We start from the raw sequence: 19,333 nt of genomic DNA on the forward strand, positions 1-19,333 counted from the left end.
CGTACAGTTAATAACCCCCTACAGACGCCCATACCAGGATGCCTCAAACTCCTTCTAACAAGGAGGTGCATGTGAGGAATCTAACAGGGTTCTGCTTTTGCTCAATCATCGGCATCGCGCCATTAATGTGGTTAGCCGCTATTCCACAATTTCCAGTTATAGCCGCGCTGCTCGCTGCCTCTTTATGCATTGCATTTATTCCGCACCGTTTAGCGCGCTATGTCGCGTTTTCTTTACTGTGCTTTTGCTGGGCGCTAATCAATGCAAAAGAAAGCCTGGCACCCTTCGAAAAGTGGACAGGCAAACCCGTAACGGTGGAGGCGGTTATGGACCGCAGCGATGGCAAAGAGAATCATGAGTTGCGAATGGTATCGCTGGAAGGGCTGAGAGTTTTCCCACCTGTTGGCATTCGAGTTCGGGGAGAATACTTCCCGAATAGTACATGTGCTGGACAGCGCTGGCGCATGAAAGTGCATCTGCGCCCTGTGCACGGGCAACTCAATGTTGGGGGCTTTGACAGCCAACGGTATGCGCTTGCTCAGCACCAACCGCTCAGTGCGCGTATTATCTCGGCCCAAAGCGTCACAGGAAGCTGTGATTTGCGCGCCCGGTGGCTTGCTCATGTCACCGCCGCAACTCAGTCGTTGCCTTATCAGGGCATCATTCTGGCGCTGGCATTTGGAGAGCGGGCTGGAATGAGCGACGAGCAAAAGAACCTGTTGCGCCAGACGGGAACCGCACATCTGATGGCTATTTCAGGTATGCATATTTCACTGGCAGCGATGGTGGGGTGGTTAGTTGCACGTTTAGCGCAACTGAGTTTCCCGGCGCACCGTATTCATTTCAGGTTACCGTTAATCGCCAGTGTTATCGCCGCAGGGATTTATACCTGGCTTGCAGGAGGAAACCCACCTGCGATAAGGGCATTCATTGGCGTAATGATATGGCTATTGCTCCGGCTAAAAGGCAGAAACTGGTCTGGTTGGGAGGTCTGGCTCTGCTGCATAAGCGGGATTTTGATATACGACCCCCTGACGGTTTTGTCAGATAGCTTTTGGTTATCGGCAATGGCCGTAGCCGCACTGATTTTTTGGTATCAGTGGATGCCACTACCTCGAAGCCTGAAGGCCGCAAAAGGGTTTTATCGATATCCATTAGCCTTATTGCATCTGCAAATTGGCATCATGTTTTTACTGATGCCGCTGCAGATATTAATTTTCCATGGCATGAGTCTTAGCGCATTGATCGCGAACCTATTCGCAGTGCCACTGATTTCATTTGCCGTTGTCCCAGCCTTGCTGGCAGGCTTGGTCATTACCGATCTTCCGTGGGCAGGAGAATATCTCTGGTGGGGCGTCGATCGCTTGCTGGCTCTACTTTTCAAGGCTCTTTCCTTGCTGCCAGAAGGTTGGCTGGACGTTGATAAACGGTTTCAGGTCCTGAGTTTGAGTGGTTGGCTGGTAGTCATTATTCATCGTTTAGCGTTGTGGCGCAGTTCATGCCTGTCAATCATGGCTCTGATGGTGTCATTGGTTATGCCTACTTTGCGAACAGAAGAAAAAGATGATTCGTGGCAAGTCACTATGCTGGACGTAGGGCATGGGCTGGCAATTGCTATTGTCCGCCAGGGAAAAGTATTTCTGTACGATACCGGCAACGCCTGGCCTGACGGTGACGTAGGCCAGCAAATTATTATTCCCTGGTTGCGCTGGCACCATTTATCGCTCGAACAAGTGGTCATCAGTCATGAACATCTTGACCACCGTGGTGGTTTGCCCAGTTTGCAACGTGCATGGCCAGCACTAAAAATTCGCAGCCCGCTGCGCTGGGAAGGGCATCACTCATGTTTTCAAGGGGATCAATGGCAATGGCAGGGGTTACAATTTACCGTCCAGTGGCCTCCTGCACAGCCAGCCATGAAAGGTAATAATGGTTCATGCGTGGTGATGGTGAGTGACGGTCACTTTCGTATTTTATTCACTGGTGATGTGGAAGCTGAAGCGGAATTGGCTATGCTGAAGAGGCGGTGGGGTATCTTACATGCTGATATTATTCAAGTCCCTCATCACGGTAGCCGTACATCTTCGAGTGCTCCTTTGCTACGTGCAGTCGCTGGAAGTGCTGCGCTATCTTCTACATCGCGCTATAACGCCTGGCATTTGCCCTCAGCAAAAGTTGTTCAACGCTACCAGTCGCAAGGGTATAAATGGTACGACACGGCGCATTCGGGCCAGCTCACTATCGATATAAATAGTGATAAATGGCAAATCAATAGCTTCAGAGCTCAAATTTCACCCCGTTGGTATCATCAGTGGTTTGGTGTATCCCGGGATAATGGGTAGAATATGCGGCTATTTCATCAAATGCTGGTTCGACTTAATGCAGAACGATAAAGATCTCTCCACATTGCAGACCTTCCGCCGCCTATGGCCGATGATTGCGCCTTTTAAAGCTGGTCTGGTCGTGGCTGGGATTGCGTTAATCCTCAACGCAGCCAGCGATACCTTTATGCTATCGCTGCTCAAACCGTTACTGGATGATGGTTTTGGTAAAACGGATAAATCCGTTTTGTTATGGATGCCGCTGGTTGTCATCGGGCTTATGGTGATGCGCGGTATCACAAGTTACATCTCAAGCTACTGCATTTCCTGGGTTTCAGGGCAGGTAGTAATGAACATGCGTCGTCGCCTGTTCAGTCACATGATGGGAATGCCAGTTTCGTTCTTTGATCAACAGTCCACGGGTACGCTGCTTTCGCGTATTACCTACGACTCTGAACAAGTTGCGTCATCTTCATCTAGCGCATTGATAACAGTTGTACGTGAAGGGGCCTCCATCATTGGCCTGTTCGTGCTGATGTTCTGGTATAGCTGGCAGCTTTCACTGATTCTGATAGTCCTTGCGCCTATCGTTTCCTTTGCTATTCGCATGGTCTCCAAACGTTTCCGTAACATCAGCAAAAATATGCAAAACACGATGGGGCAGGTAACGACCAGTGCGGAGCAGATGCTGAAAGGTCACAAAGAAGTATTGATCTTTGGCGGTCAGGAAGTGGAAACCGAGCGTTTCAACAAAGTCAGTAACCGTATGCGTCGCCAGGGTATGAAACTGGTATCGGCTTCGTCTATTTCTGACCCGATTATTCAGCTGATTGCATCCCTGGCGCTGGCGTTCGTGATTTATGCGGCAAGCTTCCCAAGTGTTATGGAAACGCTGACAGCGGGTACTATCACCGTTGTCTTCTCTTCTATGATTGCCCTGATGCGCCCACTGAAATCGCTGACTAACGTCAACGCCCAGTTCCAGCGCGGTATGGCGGCATGCCAGACTCTGTTCTCTATCCTCGATTCCGAGCAAGAGAAAGACGAAGGAACTCGCGTCATTGAACGTGCGAAAGGCGATGTTGCATTCCGTGACGTGACCTTTACCTATCCTGGCCGTGAAATACCTGCACTGCGCAAGATCGACCTGACTATTCCCGCTGGTAAAACAGTGGCATTGGTGGGGCGTTCCGGCTCAGGTAAATCAACCATCGCCAGCCTGATGACGCGTTTTTACGATATTCAGGAAGGTAGCATTACCATCGATGGCGTAGATATTCGTGAATACACCTTATCTTCGCTGCGTAACCAGGTTGCTCTGGTTTCGCAAAACGTCCATTTGTTTAATGACACGATTGCCAACAACATTGCTTACGCACGTACAGAGCAATACAGCCGTAGCGATATCGAAAATGCTGCACGCATGGCTTACGCCATGGATTTCATCAGTAAGATGGAAAATGGCCTCGATACTGTCATTGGTGAAAATGGCGTGTTGCTTTCAGGTGGTCAGCGTCAGCGCATCGCTATTGCCCGTGCATTGTTGCGTGATAGCCCAATCCTGATTCTGGATGAAGCGACCTCGGCGCTGGATACTGAATCAGAACGTGCTATTCAGGCGGCACTTGATGAGCTCCAGAAAAACCGTACTTCGCTGGTTATTGCTCACCGCTTATCAACCATCGAACAGGCGGATGAGATCGTGGTTGTTGAAGACGGTCGTATCGTGGAACGTGGCCCGCACGCAGAACTGATCGAGCATCGTGGTGTTTATGCCCAATTGCACAGGATGCAATTCGGGCAATGATAGAACGCATTTGGTCGGGGAAATCTCCCCTCTACCTTTTGCTATTACCGCTCTCCTGGCTTTACGGCCTGGTGAGCGGTGCTATTCGTCTTAGCTATCGGTTAGGCTTTAAAAAAAGCTGGCGTGCGCCGGTTCCAGTCGTCGTTGTCGGGAACCTGACCGCAGGGGGTAACGGTAAAACGCCGGTGGTGATTTGGCTGGTTGAACAATTGCAGCAGCGCAGCATTCGCGTTGGTGTTGTTTCTCGTGGTTACGGCGGTAAATCTGCGCATTATCCGTTGTTACTTGACCAGAACACGACGACGTTGCAGGCAGGCGATGAACCCGTCCTCATCTACCAACGCACTGGTGCTGCTGTAGCCGTCGCACCTCGGCGAAGCGACGCTGTGCAAATGCTGGTGGAAAAAGTACAACCGCAGCTGATTATCACTGACGATGGACTGCAGCATTACGCCCTGGGGCGTGATAAAGAAATTGTGGTTGTTGATGGTGTCAGGCGGTTCGGTAACGGCTGGTGGCTTCCTGCCGGGCCAATGCGTGAACGTACAGGGCGGCTGAAATCCGTTGATGCTGTCATTACCAACGGTGGTGATGCCCAGTCAGGCGAAATTGCCATGACGCTACGGCCGGGTGATGCGGTAAATTTATTAACCGGTGAGCACCGACCTGTACACACACTGGACAACGTGGTCGCCATGGCAGGAATTGGCCATCCACCTCGTTTTTTTGCCACGTTACAGCAATGCGGCGTAACGCCTGTCCAAACGGTTAGCCTTGCAGACCATCAGGCCCTGAGCGAAAGTGATGTCGTGAAATTAGTCCAACCAGGGCAAACCCTGTTAATGACTGAAAAAGATGCCGTGAAGTGCCGTGTGTTTGTGGCAGGGCATGATAACTGGTGGTATTTGCCGGTCGACGCACATCTTGCACAACCCCAGGCCGACGAATTATTGCAGTCACTATTGGCGCTGGTGCGATAAGTCTACGTTACTGCACCAGCATTTGAGTTTGCTGACGACAGGTATCTTCCATGTCTGTACCGCAACTGACTTTACGTGCCGCCCGTCATCTGCACCTTGCGGCACAAGGCTTATTAGCTAAGCCCCGCCGCCGTTCTAAACCCGCCGATATCATTGCCACTATTTCCCGCATGTCACTGCTTCAAATTGACACTATTAACATTGTTGCCCGCAGCCCATATCTGGTCTTGTTCAGCCGAATAGGTAACTTTCCACAAAGTTGGCTCGATGATGCTTTGCTCAAGGGCGATCTAATGGAGTATTGGGCACACGAAGCGTGCTTTCTGCCAAGAGAAGACTTTTCATTAATCCGTCATCGGATGCTGAACCCTGAAAAAATGGGCTGGAAGTATCGCCCAGAATGGATGGTTGAGAATGCTGAAGAGATAGAAAAATTATTGGTGCATATTGAAAATAATGGCCCGGTGCGTTCTGTCGATTTTGAGCACCCTCGCAAAGGTGCCAGCGGTTGGTGGGAATGGAAACCGCATAAAAAGCATCTTGAAGGCCTGTTTACCGCAGGGAAAGTGATGGTGGTCGAGCGCCGCAATTTCCAGCGTGTATACGATCTTACCTCACGGGTGATGCCGCACTGGAATGACGATTTGCACCTCATACAGCAAGCCGATGCCGAACAGCAAATGCTGGAAAACAGCGCTCGTAGCCTGGGTATCTTTCGCCCTGAATGGCTGGCCGATTATTACCGCTTGAAAAGCATCCCTCTGAAACCACTGTTAAGCAAGTGGCAGGAAAATGGTATCGCCATTCCCGTTGATGTCGAGGGAATTGGCGAAATGTGGTTGCACCGCGATCTATGGCCTTTGCTGGAAAACGCTGAGAAAAATACCCTGCGTGCCACCCATAGTGCGGTGCTATCGCCGTTCGATCCTGTCGTCTGGGACCGCAAGCGTGCCGAAGTACTGTTTAACTTCTCTTATCGCCTCGAATGTTACACCCCGGCGATTAAACGCAAGTTCGGATATTTTGTCCTGCCGCTGTTACATCAAGGCGCGTTGGTGGGAAGAATGGACGCCAAAATGCATCGCAAGAGTGACGAGCTGGAAATTATCAGCTTGTATCTTGAAGAAGGTGTCAAGCCGGGCATCTCGTTGATTAATGGCCTGCATACAGCCATAACCGAATTTGCTTACTGGCAGGGGGCAAAGCAAATTCGACTGGGTAATATTCCCGCAGCCTTAGCGGCATCATGGGGTGAGGGCTGGGAAATTAGCCCGATGCACGAGTGAGTTATGTTATTCTGTCGCCTTTGAAAGCTGCCATTCTGGAGTAACCATGGATCATCGATTACTTGAAATCATCGCTTGCCCGGTTTGTAACGGCAAGCTGTACTTTAATCAGGAAAAGCAGGAGCTTATCTGCAAACCTGATCATCTGGCGTTTCCACTGCGCGATGGTATTCCAGTGCTGCTGGAGACTGAAGCTCGAGTTCTGACCTCTGACGAGAAAAATCCATGAGTTTTGTGGCCATAATTCCTGCTCGCTACGCCTCTACACGCTTGCCGGGCAAACCGCTAAAAGATATCAACGGCAAACCGATGGTCGTTCACGTGATGGAACGTGCCCGTGAATCGGGTGCAGAACGTATTATTGTTGCAACCGATCATGAAGAAGTCGCTCGTGCAGTTGAAGCCGCAGGCGGCGAAGTTTGCATGACCCGCGCCGATCACCAGTCGGGTACCGAGCGTCTTGCTGAAGTCATTGAAAAATGCGGTTTTAGCGATGACACCGTGATTGTGAATGTGCAGGGCGATGAGCCGATGATCCCTCCGGCAATCATTAGCCAGGTTGCCAGCAATCTGGCGAACAGCCAGGCGGGAATGGCGACACTGGCGGTGCCAATTGACTCTGCTGAAGAAGCGTTCAATCCGAACGCCGTAAAAGTGGTCATGGACGCGCAGGGCTACGCGCTTTATTTCTCTCGTGCGACCATTCCATGGGACAGAGACCGTTTTGCGCAATCGCGTGAACAGATTGGTGATTCCCTTTTGCGTCACATCGGTATCTACGGCTACCGCGCAGGTTTCATCCGTCGTTACGTGACCTGGGAGCCAAGCCAGCTCGAACAAATCGAAATGCTCGAACAACTGCGCGTGCTGTGGAATGGTGAAAAAATCCATGTCGCGGTCGCAAAAGAAATTCCGAGTATTGGCGTTGATACGCCAGAAGATTTAGAGCGTGTGCGAGTTGCCATGCGTTAACAGGTATGATTATTTACCTGTATCCACGTCTAAAAAATCGGTGCCTTGCGCCGGTTTTTTTATTATCTGGCAGCATATTGATCTGAGGTGATGACAACTTTCCTGCGCAGGCTCATTATAAAACCACCAGTGTTGTCAGGGGTAATGAGTCATGGAGTTGCTACGCAAGGAATTGAGTCATCTGCTGGGTGAAAAACTAAGCCGGATTGAGTGTATCAATGAACAGCCCAACACCGCTTTATGGTCGCTGTATGACAGTGACGGGAACGCGATGTCGTTGCTGGCGAAAAGTTTTACGACACCCGGTTTAGCAGCACAGCTCGCCTGGAAAATGTCGATGCTTGCGCGGTCGGGAACGGTGCGCATGCCTGTGGTTTATGGCGTGATCACTCATGATGACACGCCAGGGCCTGACGTTCTGTTGATGGAGCGCTTGCGTGGCGTTCCGGTTGAAGCCCCAACGCGAACTCCCGATCGTTGGGAGCATCTCAAAGATCAAATTGTGGAAGGACTGCTTGCCTGGCACCGCGTTGATAGCCGTGGTTGCGTTGGCAACGTCGACAGCACACAAGAAAACATCTGGCCTTCATGGTATCGGCAGCGTGTCGAAACATTGTGGGTGACACTCAATCAATACCCTAACAATGGCCTGACCATGCAGGATCGCCGCATTTTATTCCGCACGCGGGAATGCTTGCCGCGCCTGTTTGAAGATTTCAACGACAACTGTGTTCTGATACACGGCAACTTCACACTCAGCAGCATGCTGAAAGACGGGCGTAGCGACCAGCTTCTGGCCATGGTTAACCCGGGGATGATGCTTTGGGCGCCGCGGGAATATGAAATATTCCGCCTGTATGAACAGGGTCAGTCAGAAAGCTTGCTGTGGCACTACCTGCAACGCGCACCCGTAGCGGAGTCGTTCCTTTGGCGGCGCTGGCTGTATGTCTTGTGGGATGGCGTAGCGCAATTGCTACAGACGGGGCGACTGAATCGACCCGCCTTCGATATTGCAGCGAAAAACTTATTGCCCTGGATTGCCTGAAATACCTTTCATCCATTGCCAGATACGGCCCAGGGTTTCATAAGCGACGCGATCGCTGTGCATCAACCAGACGGGAGATGGCGTGATTCGCTCCCATGGGTTAAGCGGTGATTCTATCGCCAGTTGGTTTGCCGGTGCTGGGATTGGTTGTAAACCGGCATTGCGGAAGAAAATCACCGCGCGTGGCAAATGAGATGCGGAACTCACCAACAAAAACGGTTGCTGGCCAATCGCTTTTGCCACCGCGGCCGCTTCTTCTTCAGTGTCTTTAGGCTCATCAAGCGTCATGATTTGTGAGCGCGGTACACCTAAACTTTCGGCAACTCTCGCACCCGCTTCAGCGGTACTCACCGGGTTAGTCATTGCTCTGGCGCCGGTGAATATCATTTTTGCACCAGGATTTGCCTGCCACAGACGTACTCCTTCGGCCACGCGCGGCAAACTATTGCTGATGAGATTGGAACTTGGTGCCCATTTTGGGTTCCATGTATAGCCTCCACCGAGCACCACGATATAGTCCACTTTCTCAGTACCACGCCAGGTTGGGTAGGTATCCTCGATGGGTTTGAGCATTTTGTCGGCAACCGGTTGCAGGCTAATCAGAAGTAAAATTAACCAACTCACACTCATGAGTGCTTTGGCGCTTTTTTGCCAGCGCGTGAACCACAGTAAGCAAAGAGCTACACCCATCATCAATAATAAAAAAGGTAAGGGCAGTAACAGTCCGCCAATAAATTTTTTCAGGATAAAAAGCATGAATTTTGGGTCCTTTTTTAGCCATACAGCAGGTAAACGCTGGTGATATTACACCAGACGGGTTCATTCCTGGCGCAGCTGTGCCAAAATACCCGCTTTGTCGTATGTTCCCTTTTCCCCCATGGAGCCGTACCCGTGCGTGACCGCAATTTTGATGATATTGCTGAGAAGTTCTCACGCAACATTTACGGTACAACCAAAGGACAGCTCCGCCAGGCCATCTTATGGCAAGACCTTGATGCTTTGCTGGCAACCCTACCTGAGAAAATCCGTGTTCTGGATGCGGGTGGTGGTGAAGGGCAAACTGCGTGCGGTCTTGCGCAGCGGGGCCATGAAGTTCTGCTTTGCGATGTTTCCGCTGAGATGATTTCCCGGGCTCAGGCTCAGGCCGAAGAGAAAGGTGTGAGCAGCAACATGCATTTCGTACATTCCTCCGCTCAGGATATTGGTCAACATTTGGAAAAACCCGTTGATCTGATATTGTTCCACGCGGTGCTGGAATGGGTCGTCGATCCACAAGCCGTGCTCAAAACACTTTGGGATTGCCTTGCACCCGGCGGTGCTTTATCCCTGATGTTCTACAATGCTAACGGCTTGCTGATGCGGAACATGTTTGTCGGCAACTTTGAATATGTTCTTCAGGGTATGAAAAAGAACAAACGGAAAACGCTTTCGCCTGACAATCCGCTGCAGCCAGAACAGGTTTATCACTGGCTGGAGCAAATTGGCTGGCAAATTACCGGTAAAACCGGTGTGCGAGTATTCCACGATTACTTGCGCGATAAGCATAAACAACGCGATGGTTTTGAGAATTTGCTTGAACTGGAAACGCGTTATTGCCGCCAGGAACCTTTTGTTAGCCTCGGCCGCTATATCCACGTGACAGCAATCAAGCCGCTTGAGCCAAGGAAAAATTATGAGTGATGTTTCCCAGACAGTGCCGGAGCTGGTTGCCTGGGCCAGGAAAAATGACTATTCGATTTCGTTACCTACAGAACGCCTGACGTTTCTGTTAGCGATCGCCACCTTAAACGGTGAGCGGCTTGACGGCGAAATGAGTGAAGGCGAACTGATAGACGCTTTCCGTCATGTAAGCGAAGGGTTTGATCAAACCAGCGAAACAATTAACGTTCGTGCCAATAACGCCATCAATGACATGGTGCGTCAGCGTTTGATCAACCGTTTCGTCAGCGAAATCAATGAAGGCAATGCCATTTATCGCCTGACGCCACTCGGCATTGGCATTACCGATTACTACATTCGTCAGCGTGAGTTTTCAACGCTGCGTTTATCTATGCAGTTGTCGATAGTTGCCGGCGAATTGAAACGTGCAGCCGACTCTGCGGATGAAGGCGGTGATGAGTTCCACTGGCATCGCAACGTTTTCGCGCCATTGAAATATTCCGTCGCCGAGATTTTTGACAGCATCGATCTCACACAGCGCATCATGGATGAACACCAGCAACAGGTTAAAGATGATATCGCGCAACTGCTGAATAAAGACTGGCGTGCGGCCATCTCCAGCTGCGAAATGCTGTTGTCGGAAACTTCTGGCACGCTGCGTGAATTGCAGGACACCCTTGAAGCCGCGGGCGATAAACTCCAGGCTAACTTGTTACGTATTCAGGATGCCATTCTTGGGCGTGACGATCTGCATTTTGTCGATCGCCTGGTGTTTGATCTGCAAAGCAAGCTCGACCGAATCGTCAGCTGGGGCCAGCATGCCATCGACCTGTGGATTGGCTATGACCGCCACGTTCATAAGTTCATCCGTACCGCCATCGACATGGATAAAAACCGTGTCTTTGCACAGCGTTTACGCGTTTCGGTTCAAAACTACTTTGATGCGCCGTGGGCTCTGACCTACGCCAACGCCGATCGTCTGCTGGATATGCGTGATGAAGAAATGACGCTGCGCGACGATGAAGTGATGGGCGAATTGCCAAGCGACCTGGAATTCGAAGAGTTTAATGAAATCCGCGAACAGCTTGCCGCAATGATCGAAGCGGCTCTCCAGGTCTACAAAACCAGACAAGTGCCGCTAGATTTAGGTGTTGTAATGCGGGACTATCTGGCGCAATACCCACGCGCCCGCCACTTTGATGTGGCGAGAATCGTAGTCGACCAGGCTGTACGTCTGGGTGTGGCTGAAGAAGACTTTACTGGCTTGCCGCCACAGTGGCAGGCAATTAACGATTACGGAGCCAAGGTACAGGCGCATGTCATCAACAAATATTGAAAAAGTGATGCCAGTAAAACTGGCACAGGCGTTGGCCAATCCGTTATTTCCAGCACTCGATAGCCAACTACGCGCTGGCCGCCATGTTGGGCTCGATGAACTGGACAATCATGCATATTTGATGGATTTCCAGGACGAACTGGAAGAGTTTTACACCCGTTATAATGTGGAGCTGATTCGTGCGCCGGAAGGTTTCTTCTATTTGCGTCCGCGTTCCACCACGCTTATTCCGCGTTCTGTGCTGTCCGAAGTGGACATGATGGTGGGTAAAATTCTTTGTTACCTCTATTTGAGTCCGGAACGTTTGGCGAACGAAGGTATTTTCACCCAGGCTGAGCTGTACGATGAACTTTTAACGCTGGCGGATGAAAGCAAGCTGCTTAAGCTTGTGAACAACCGTTCAACCGGTTCCGATCTCGACCGCCAAAAGCTGCAGGAAAAAGTTCGGGCCTCGTTAACGCGTTTACGCCGTCTTGGCATGATCTGGTTTATGGGCCACGACAGCAGCAAATTCCGCATTACTGAATCCGTATTCCGCTTTGGCGCCGATGTGCGTGCCGGTGACGATGCGCGTGAAGCGCAATTACGCATGATCCGTGATGGTGAAGCGATGCCGGTAGAAACTCGTTTGCAACTCAATGACGAAACTGAAGAGTCGCAAATTGCTCAGGATAACGCGGAGGATGAACAGGAATGATTGAACGCGGAAAGTTTCGCTCACTAACGCTGATTAACTGGAACGGTTTCTTCGCGCGTACTTTTGATTTGGATGAACTGGTCACCACACTTTCTGGTGGTAACGGTGCCGGTAAATCCACCACCATGGCGGCATTCGTTACCGCACTAATCCCGGATTTAACACTGCTGCACTTCCGTAACACCACCGAAGCGGGGGCCACATCAGGTTCACGTGACAAGGGTCTGCACGGTAAGCTAAAAGCGGGTGTCTGCTACTCCTTGCTCGATGTGGTTAACTCACGCAACCAGCGCGTTGTGGTCGGTGTGCGTCTGCAACAAGTGGCTGGCCGCGACCGTAAAGTCGATATCAAGCCGTTTGCGATTCAAGGTTTACCTTCTTCCATTCAGCCGACTCAGTTGCTGACGGAAACGCTAAACGAACGTCAGGCTCGCGTTCTGAGTCTGCAAGAACTGAAAGATAAAGTGGAAGCCATCGAAGGCGTTCAATTTAAACAGTTCAACTCGATTACTGATTACCACTCACTGATGTTCGATTTGGGTATTGTTGCGCGTCGTCTGCGCAGCGCCTCGGACCGTAGCAAGTACTATCGCCTGATTGAAGCCTCGCTGTATGGCGGGATTTCCAGTGCCATTACCCGCTCTCTGCGCGACTATTTGCTGCCTGAAAATGGCGGCGTGCGTAAAGCGTTCCAGGATATGGAAGCGGCATTACGTGAAAACCGGATGACGCTTGAAGCGATTCGCGTCACCCAGTCTGATCGCGATTTGTTCAAGCATTTGATTTCTGAAGCCACCAACTATGTGGCTGCGGACTACATGCGTCATGCTAACGAACGCCGCATTCATTTAGATAAGGCGCTCGAATTCCGCCGTGAATTGTTGACCAGCCGTAAGCAACTGGCTGCCGAACAATACAAACATGTCGAGATGGCGCGTGAGCTTGCCGAACAAAGCGGCTCGGAAGGGGATCTGGAAACAGATTACCAGGCGGCCAGTGACCACCTGAATCTGGTGCAAACGGCGATTCGCCAGCAGGAAAAAATCGAGCGTTACGAAGCTGATCTCGATGAACTGCAGATGCGCCTCGAAGAACAAAATGAAATTGTTGCCGAAGCCTCAGAGCAGCAAGAAGAGAACGAAGCACGCGCCGAAGCGGCAGAGCTGGAAGTTGATGAGCTGAAGAACCAGCTTGCCGATTACCAGCAAGCACTTGATGTGCAGCAGACGCGAGCGATTCAGTATCAGCAAGCATTACAGGCACTGGAACGCGCGCGTTCGCTGTGCCACCTGCCTGACTTGAGCGCTGAAAGCGCTGAAGAGTGGCTGGAAACTTACCAGGCAAAAGAGCAGGAAACAACAGAAAAACTGCTGACCCTGGAACAGAAAATGAGTGTGGCACAAACGGCGCATAGCCAGTTTGAGCATGCTTTCCAGCTTGTCACCGCTATTAATGGCCCGGTGAGCCGCAGTGACGCCTGGAATGTTGCGCGTGAATTGCTACGCAATAGTAATAACCAGCGTCATTTGATGGAGCAAGTTCAGCCGCTCAGGTCACGACTCAATGAACTTGAACAACGCCTGCGCGAACAGCAAGAAGCTGAACGCCTGCTCGCGGAGTTCTGTAAGCGCCAGGGCAAACACTTCGATCCTGAAGATCTTGAAGTGCTGCATGATGAGCTTTCAGAGCGCATCGAAACTTTGCAGCAACGCGTTTCTGATGCCAGCGACCTGCGTGCCAACTTGCGCCAGGAACAAGAGCAAATTCAGTCGCGTATTAAACGCCTTCAACAGCGTGCACCTATCTGGCTTGCGGCACAAACCAGCCTCACGCAGTTGTGCGAGCAGAGCCATGAGCAGTTTGAAAGCAGCCAGCAAGTTACTGAATACATGCAGCAACTGCTTGAGCGTGAGCGTGAAGTTACGGTTGAGCGTGATGAAGTTGGTGCGCGTAAACGTGCTATCGACGACGAAATTGAACGCCTGAGTCAACCCGGTGGTGCTGAAGACTCACGTCTGAATGCGCTGGCTGAACGTTTTGGCGGCGTGCTGTTGTCAGAAATTTATGACGACATTAGCATTGATGACGCTCCGTATTTCTCAGCGATTTATGGGCCATCTCGTCATGCGATCGTGGTTCCAGATTTATCACTGGTCCGCGAGCAACTGGATAATCTCGAAGATTGCCCGGAAGATCTGTATTTGATTGAAGGGGACCCGTCTTCCTTCGATGACAGCGTATTCACCGTTGAAGAGCTCAATGCTGCAGTTCTGATAAAAACTGGCGAGCGCCAGTGGCGTTATTCCCGTTTGCCAGTATTGCCACTGTTTGGTCGTGCAGCGCGTGAGAATCGCCTTGAAAAACTGCATGCTGAGCGTGAAACCCTGGCGGAACGTTTCGCGACTTTGTCGTTTGACGTTCAGAAATCTCAGCGTTTGCATCAGGCCTTTAGCCGTTTCATCGGCCAGCATTTGGGCGTGGCGTTTGATGACGACCCTGAAGAAGAAATTCGTCAGCTCAATTCTCGCCGTGGCGAAGTTGAACGCGCTATCAACAGTCATGAAAATGATAACCAGCAACAGCGCCAGCAATATGAGCAGGCGAAAGAGGGCGTTGATCAACTCAATCGCCTGTTGCCGCGCATCAGTTTGCTGAGTGATGAAACGCTGGCTGACCGTTGTGATGAAATTCGTGAACGCCTCGACGAAGCGCAAGAAGCCGCACGCTTCCTGCAACAGTTTGGCAATCAACTGGCGAAACTCGAAGCTGTAGCCTCTGTTCTGCAAAGTGACCCTGAGCAGTTCGAACAGCTGAAAGAAGATTATCAGTACGCGCAACAAGTTCAGCGTGATGCACGCCAGCAGGCGTTTGCATTAACTGAAGTGGTGCAGCGTCGCGCACACTTTGGTTACTCTGACTCAGCCGCTATGCTCGACGGCAATAGCGATTTGAATGAAAAACTGCGTAATCGTCTGGAGCAGGCGGAAGCGGAGCGTACGCGTTCACGCGAAGCACTGCGCAGCCATGCGCAGCAGCTCAGTCAATTCAGCCAGTTAATGGCGTCGCTAAAAAGTTCGTTTGATACCAAAAAAGAGCTGTTAACCGACCTGCACAAAGAACTCCAGGATATCGGTGTTCGTGCTGATATCGGTGCTGAAGAACGTGCGCGTGCACGCCGTGACGAATTGCACTCTGCATTGAGCAACAACCGTTCCCGCCGCAATCAGCTTGAAAAAGCGCTGACCATGTGTGAAGCGGAAATGAGCAACCTGACTCGTAAGCTCAAGCAACTGGAACGCAGCTATTTCGAAATGCGTGAACATGTTGTCACAGCGAAAGCGGGTTGGTGTGCCGTGATGCGCATGGTGAAAGAAAATGGCGTAGAACGCCGTTTGCATCGCCGCGAACTGGCGTACGTGTCGGGTGACGAGCTGCGTTCTATCTCGGATAAAGCGTTGGGTGCCTTGCGTCTGGCGGTTGCCGATAACGAACACCTGCGTGATGTGCTGCGCATGTCCGAAGATCCGAAGCGCCCTGAGCGTAAGATTCAGTTCTTCGTTGCTGTTTATCAGCACCTGCGTGAGCGTATTCGCCAGGACATTATCCGTACTGACGATCCGGTGGAAGCCATCGAGCAGATGGAAATTGAACTGAGCCGTCTGACAGAAGAGCTGACCTCGCGCGAGCAAAAACTGGCCATCAGTTCACGCAGCGCGGCAAACATCATTCGTAAGACGATTCAGCGCGAGCAAAACCGTATCCGCATGCTGAACCAGGGGCTGCAAAGCGTCTCCTTCGGTCAGGTTAATAGCGTGCGTTTAAATGTGAACGTGCGTGAAACGCATGCAACCTTACTGAATGTACTGTCAGAACAGCACGAGCAACATCAGGATCTGTTTAACAGTAACCGTCTGACTTTCTCGGAAGCATTAGCAAAACTGTATCAACGCCTTAATCCGCAAATTGATATGGGTCAGCGCACACCGCAAACCATTGGTGAAGAACTCCTGGATTACCGCAATTACCTGGAAATGGAAGTTGAAGTAAACCGTGGGTCAGATGGCTGGCTGCGTGCAGAAAGTGGTGCTTTGTCGACGGGTGAAGCTATCGGTACCGGAATGTCAATTCTGGTGATGGTTGTTCAGAGCTGGGAAGAAGAGTCACGCCGACTGCGTGGTAAAGACATATCACCATGCCGCTTGCTGTTCCTTGATGAAGCAGCACGACTGGATGCGAAGTCGATTGCGACGTTGTTTGAGCTGTGCGAACGCCTTGAAATGCAACTGATCATTGCAGCGCCTGAGAACATCAGCCCGGAAAAAGGCACCACTTATAAGCTGGTTCGTAAGGTGGTTCAGAACCACGAACACGTTCACGTTGTCGGGCTCAGAGGCTTTGCACCGCCGCTTCCTGACCCCGTTGCTGACACAATAGATGCATCATAAGAATCGCGGGCTACGGCCCGCGTTTTCTTTTATCAAGAATCTTAATCTTTAATTTTATTTACATTTATACGGGCAAATACTATTCGCTGTTTATATACTGACTATTAAAACCCAGCGACAAAATCTGGGTGATATAGAAAGTGATAAACAGGGGGCAAGGGATGTTGCTTACAAAATTGCACGGTTTTCGACTGTCAGCGCTTGGTTACGGGCTGGCACTCAGTTTCGCTCCACTGTTTATGGCGCAGGCCGATGAGCCAGCGGTTGTTCCATCTGACAGCTCCGCTGTGAGCATCGAACCTACCAGCTCGCCAGACCAACCATTACCACAATCTGCTGCTACCGCTACTATGGTGGGAGTGTTACCGCTAAATTCTACCGGCATGTCTGCCGCACAAAGCCGTTCTCAGCTCGTGGCGCATTTACCTGCGGGCTACACTCCGGTTTATCTAAATGCGTTGTCTGCATTTTACGCTGCCCGCGAGATGAAACCGATGTGGGAGAATCGCGATGCCGTGAAGGCCTTCCAGCAGCAACTTGCCGAAGTTGCCATTTCTGGCATCCAACCACAGTTTACTACTTGGGTAGAACTGCTTACCGATCCGTCAGTGACCGGTTTAACCCGCGATATCGTCTTGTCTGATGCGATGATGGGCTACCTGCAATTTGTGTATGGCATTCCAACGGAAGGCAACCGCTGGTTATACAGCACCAGGCCTTACAAACTACAGACCCCGCCCATTTCTGTGATTAACCAATGGCAGGTAGCGGTGGATCAAGGGACGCTGGTGAGCTTCGTTGAAACGTTAGCGCCTCAGCACCCGCAATATGCCAAATTACATCAGTCACTGGTCCACCTACTTAGCGACACGCGCCCCTGGCCTCAGCTAAGCACTAGCGAAACACTGCGTCCAGGCCAGTGGAGCAACGATGTGCCAGCACTTCGCGAAATTCTTGCGCGTACCGGCATGCTGCAAGCTGAACCGGCGATTCCACTGCCGGAAAGAGGCAGCACTTCTACCGCTGCTGCAGTTGTCAGCCCGTCGGCTATTCAGATAGACAGCGAGCAGGTGATTCAACAAACGCCAGATGCGGTTGCCGGGAAGAAAAAGAAATCTGCACCCGCGGTCCGCAGTGCTTACAGCACAGATCTGGTTGAAGGTGTGAAACGTTTCCAGAAGTGGCAAGGCTTGGGTGTTGATGGCTCAATCGGGCAATTAACACGCGACTGGCTGAACGTCACACCACAACAACGTGCGTCGCTGGTGGCGTTAAATATTCAACGTTTGCGCTTACTGCCGAAGAAACTCGGTACCGGCATTATGGTCAATATTCCTAACTATTCATTGAGCTATTACCTTAACGGTAGTGAAGTATTGGCTTCGCGGGTGATTGTTGGGCGGCCTGATCGCAAAACGCCAATGATGAGCAGCGCGCTCAACAATGTGGTCGTGAACCCACCATGGAACGTGCCGCCAACGCTTGCACGCAACGATATCTTGCCAAAAGTACGTCAGGACCCAGGTTATCTCGACAAGCATGGTTATAGCGTTTTGCGTGGCTGGAGCAATAATGCGGAGTCTATCGACCCGTGGCGTGTTGACTGGGAAACGATCACTGCCAGCAATTTGCCGTTCCGTTTCCAGCAAAAACCAGGCGTGCAGAACTCGTTAGGGCGTTATAAGTTCAATATGCCAAGTTCTGACGCGATCTATCTGCATGACACACCGAATCACAACCTGTTCCAGAAAGACGCGCGAGCATTAAGCTCAGGCTGTGTGCGTGTCAACAAAGCCTCTGAGTTGGCGAACATGCTGTTGCAGGATGCGGGTTGGAACGATGCGCGGATTTCGAGCCAGCTGAAAGATGGCAGCACCAAATATGTGAATATTCGCCAGACTATTCCGGTGAATCTCTACTATCTGACTGCTTTTGTCGGTGACGATGGGCGCACGCAATACCGCACAGATATTTACAATTATGATCTCACCGCACGATCTGGTGCACAAATTCTTTCGAAAGCTGAACAATTGATAAGATAAATGCAGTAATACTAATGAATTAGCGGTCGTAATAATTGCGATACCCCTCCGGGTCCTCTACAGGGCCCGGTTTTCCTGGGTTTTGTGCACCTTGACTCGCTTTGTTTTGGCGGTTAATGTGCCCAGCAGTGTGCCAAAAGTGCATATTATTCGATCGTTTTTTTATCTGTAGACCTGGACATCATGGACAAATTTGACGCAAACCGCCGCAAGCTGCTGGCGTTGGGTAGCGTGGCTTTAGGTGCCTCGCTGTTACCAACGCAAGCGTTTGCCATGCTATCAACACCGCGCCCGCGCATTCTGACTCTTAATAACCTTCACACGGGTGAGTCTTTGAAAGCCGAATTTTTCGATGGTAAAGGCTATATTCAGGATGAATTAGCAAGGCTTAATCATTTCTTCCGTGATTATCGCGCGAATAAAATCAAATCCATCGATCCTAAGTTATTCGATCAGCTGTACCGCTTACAGGGCTTGTTAGGAACAAACAAACCTGTGCAGCTTGTGTCGGGTTATCGCTCCCTCGACACCAATAATGAGTTACGTGCCCATAGCCGGGGTGTAGCGAAAAAAAGCTATCACACCAAAGGGCAGGCAATGGATTTTCATATTGAAGGGATTTCGTTAAGCAATGTACGCAAAGCAGCATTATCTATGCGCGCTGGTGGTGTAGGATACTACCCAAGCAGCAACTTTGTGCATATTGATACCGGGCCACTAAGGAACTGGTAAAACAACGGAAT

The 19,333-nt window shown here is 51.0% G+C and carries 14 protein-coding genes; 13 read left to right on the forward strand and 1 reads right to left on the reverse strand.

All coding sequences use genetic code 11. The features are described 5' to 3' along the window. Positions 1-71 precede the first annotated feature (71 nt). The 7 genes from M975_RS04090 (at position 72) to M975_RS04120 (ending at position 8,411) form a co-directional block, all read left to right on the forward strand. Positions 72-2,342 carry a ComEC family protein gene (locus tag M975_RS04090; protein WP_280643760.1) on the forward strand — a complete coding sequence of 757 codons (2,271 nt, stop codon included), beginning with the start codon at positions 72-74 and terminating at the stop codon, positions 2,340-2,342. Positions 2,343-2,379: 37 nt separating this feature from the next. Continuing rightward, positions 2,380-4,128 carry a lipid A ABC transporter ATP-binding protein/permease MsbA gene (gene msbA / locus M975_RS04095; protein WP_064557521.1) on the forward strand — a complete coding sequence of 583 codons (1,749 nt, stop codon included), beginning with the start codon at positions 2,380-2,382 and terminating at the stop codon, positions 4,126-4,128. Then, positions 4,125-5,108 (forward strand): tetraacyldisaccharide 4'-kinase, encoded by a 984-nt coding sequence (gene lpxK / locus M975_RS04100; protein WP_064557523.1) that lies wholly within the window; start codon positions 4,125-4,127, stop codon positions 5,106-5,108. Before msbA ends, lpxK begins: the two co-directional genes overlap by 4 nt. Before the next feature lie 50 nt (positions 5,109-5,158). Continuing rightward, positions 5,159-6,394 carry a winged helix-turn-helix domain-containing protein gene (locus M975_RS04105; protein ID WP_064557525.1) on the forward strand — a complete coding sequence of 412 codons (1,236 nt, stop codon included), beginning with the start codon at positions 5,159-5,161 and terminating at the stop codon, positions 6,392-6,394. Between the two features lie 46 nt (positions 6,395-6,440). After that, a complete protein-coding gene (gene ycaR / locus M975_RS04110; RefSeq protein WP_034456356.1) occupies positions 6,441-6,623 on the forward strand; it encodes a protein YcaR in 183 nt (60 codons plus the stop codon). Then, positions 6,620-7,366 (forward strand): 3-deoxy-manno-octulosonate cytidylyltransferase, encoded by a 747-nt coding sequence (gene kdsB, locus M975_RS04115; protein ID WP_064557527.1) that lies wholly within the window; start codon positions 6,620-6,622, stop codon positions 7,364-7,366. Before ycaR ends, kdsB begins: the two co-directional genes overlap by 4 nt. Before the next feature lie 151 nt (positions 7,367-7,517). Further along, positions 7,518-8,411, forward strand: coding sequence for a YcbJ family phosphotransferase (locus M975_RS04120; RefSeq protein WP_064557529.1), 894 nt, complete (start codon positions 7,518-7,520; stop codon positions 8,409-8,411). Here the strand turns inward: M975_RS04120 and elyC are convergent. Further along, positions 8,391-9,167, reverse strand: a complete 777-nt coding sequence (elyC, locus tag M975_RS04125; protein ID WP_064557531.1) for an envelope biogenesis factor ElyC — start codon at positions 9,165-9,167, stop codon at positions 8,391-8,393. The two genes, M975_RS04120 and elyC, sit on opposite strands and share 21 nt — an antisense overlap. Before the next feature lie 135 nt (positions 9,168-9,302). Between elyC and cmoM the strand changes: the two genes are divergently transcribed. The 6 genes from cmoM to mepK all read left to right on the forward strand — a co-directional run bounded on the left by cmoM (position 9,303) and on the right by mepK (position 19,322). After that, complete coding sequence (gene cmoM / locus M975_RS04130) at positions 9,303-10,091, forward strand: tRNA uridine 5-oxyacetic acid(34) methyltransferase CmoM (protein ID WP_064557533.1); 789 nt, start codon at positions 9,303-9,305, stop codon at positions 10,089-10,091. Further along, positions 10,084-11,406 carry a chromosome partition protein MukF gene (gene mukF, locus M975_RS04135; RefSeq protein ID WP_064557536.1) on the forward strand — a complete coding sequence of 441 codons (1,323 nt, stop codon included), beginning with the start codon at positions 10,084-10,086 and terminating at the stop codon, positions 11,404-11,406. The genes cmoM and mukF overlap by 8 nt, the downstream gene beginning before the upstream one ends. Continuing rightward, positions 11,387-12,103 carry a chromosome partition protein MukE gene (mukE, locus tag M975_RS04140; RefSeq protein ID WP_064557538.1) on the forward strand — a complete coding sequence of 239 codons (717 nt, stop codon included), beginning with the start codon at positions 11,387-11,389 and terminating at the stop codon, positions 12,101-12,103. The genes mukF and mukE overlap by 20 nt, the downstream gene beginning before the upstream one ends. Then, positions 12,100-16,548, forward strand: a complete 4,449-nt coding sequence (mukB, locus tag M975_RS04145; protein ID WP_064557540.1) for a chromosome partition protein MukB — start codon at positions 12,100-12,102, stop codon at positions 16,546-16,548. The genes mukE and mukB overlap by 4 nt, the downstream gene beginning before the upstream one ends. A 161-nt stretch (positions 16,549-16,709) precedes the next feature. After that, on the forward strand, positions 16,710-18,590 hold the full coding sequence (gene ldtD / locus M975_RS04150; RefSeq protein WP_064557543.1) for a L,D-transpeptidase: 1,881 nt from the start codon (positions 16,710-16,712) through the stop codon (positions 18,588-18,590). Positions 18,591-18,773: 183 nt separating this feature from the next. After that, positions 18,774-19,322 carry a peptidoglycan L,D-endopeptidase MepK gene (gene mepK, locus M975_RS04155; RefSeq protein ID WP_064557545.1) on the forward strand — a complete coding sequence of 183 codons (549 nt, stop codon included), beginning with the start codon at positions 18,774-18,776 and terminating at the stop codon, positions 19,320-19,322. Positions 19,323-19,333: the final 11 nt, after the last annotated feature.

The sequence above is a fragment of the Buttiauxella brennerae ATCC 51605 genome, from assembly GCF_001654925.1.
Taxonomy (GTDB): domain Bacteria; phylum Pseudomonadota; class Gammaproteobacteria; order Enterobacterales; family Enterobacteriaceae; genus Buttiauxella; species Buttiauxella brennerae.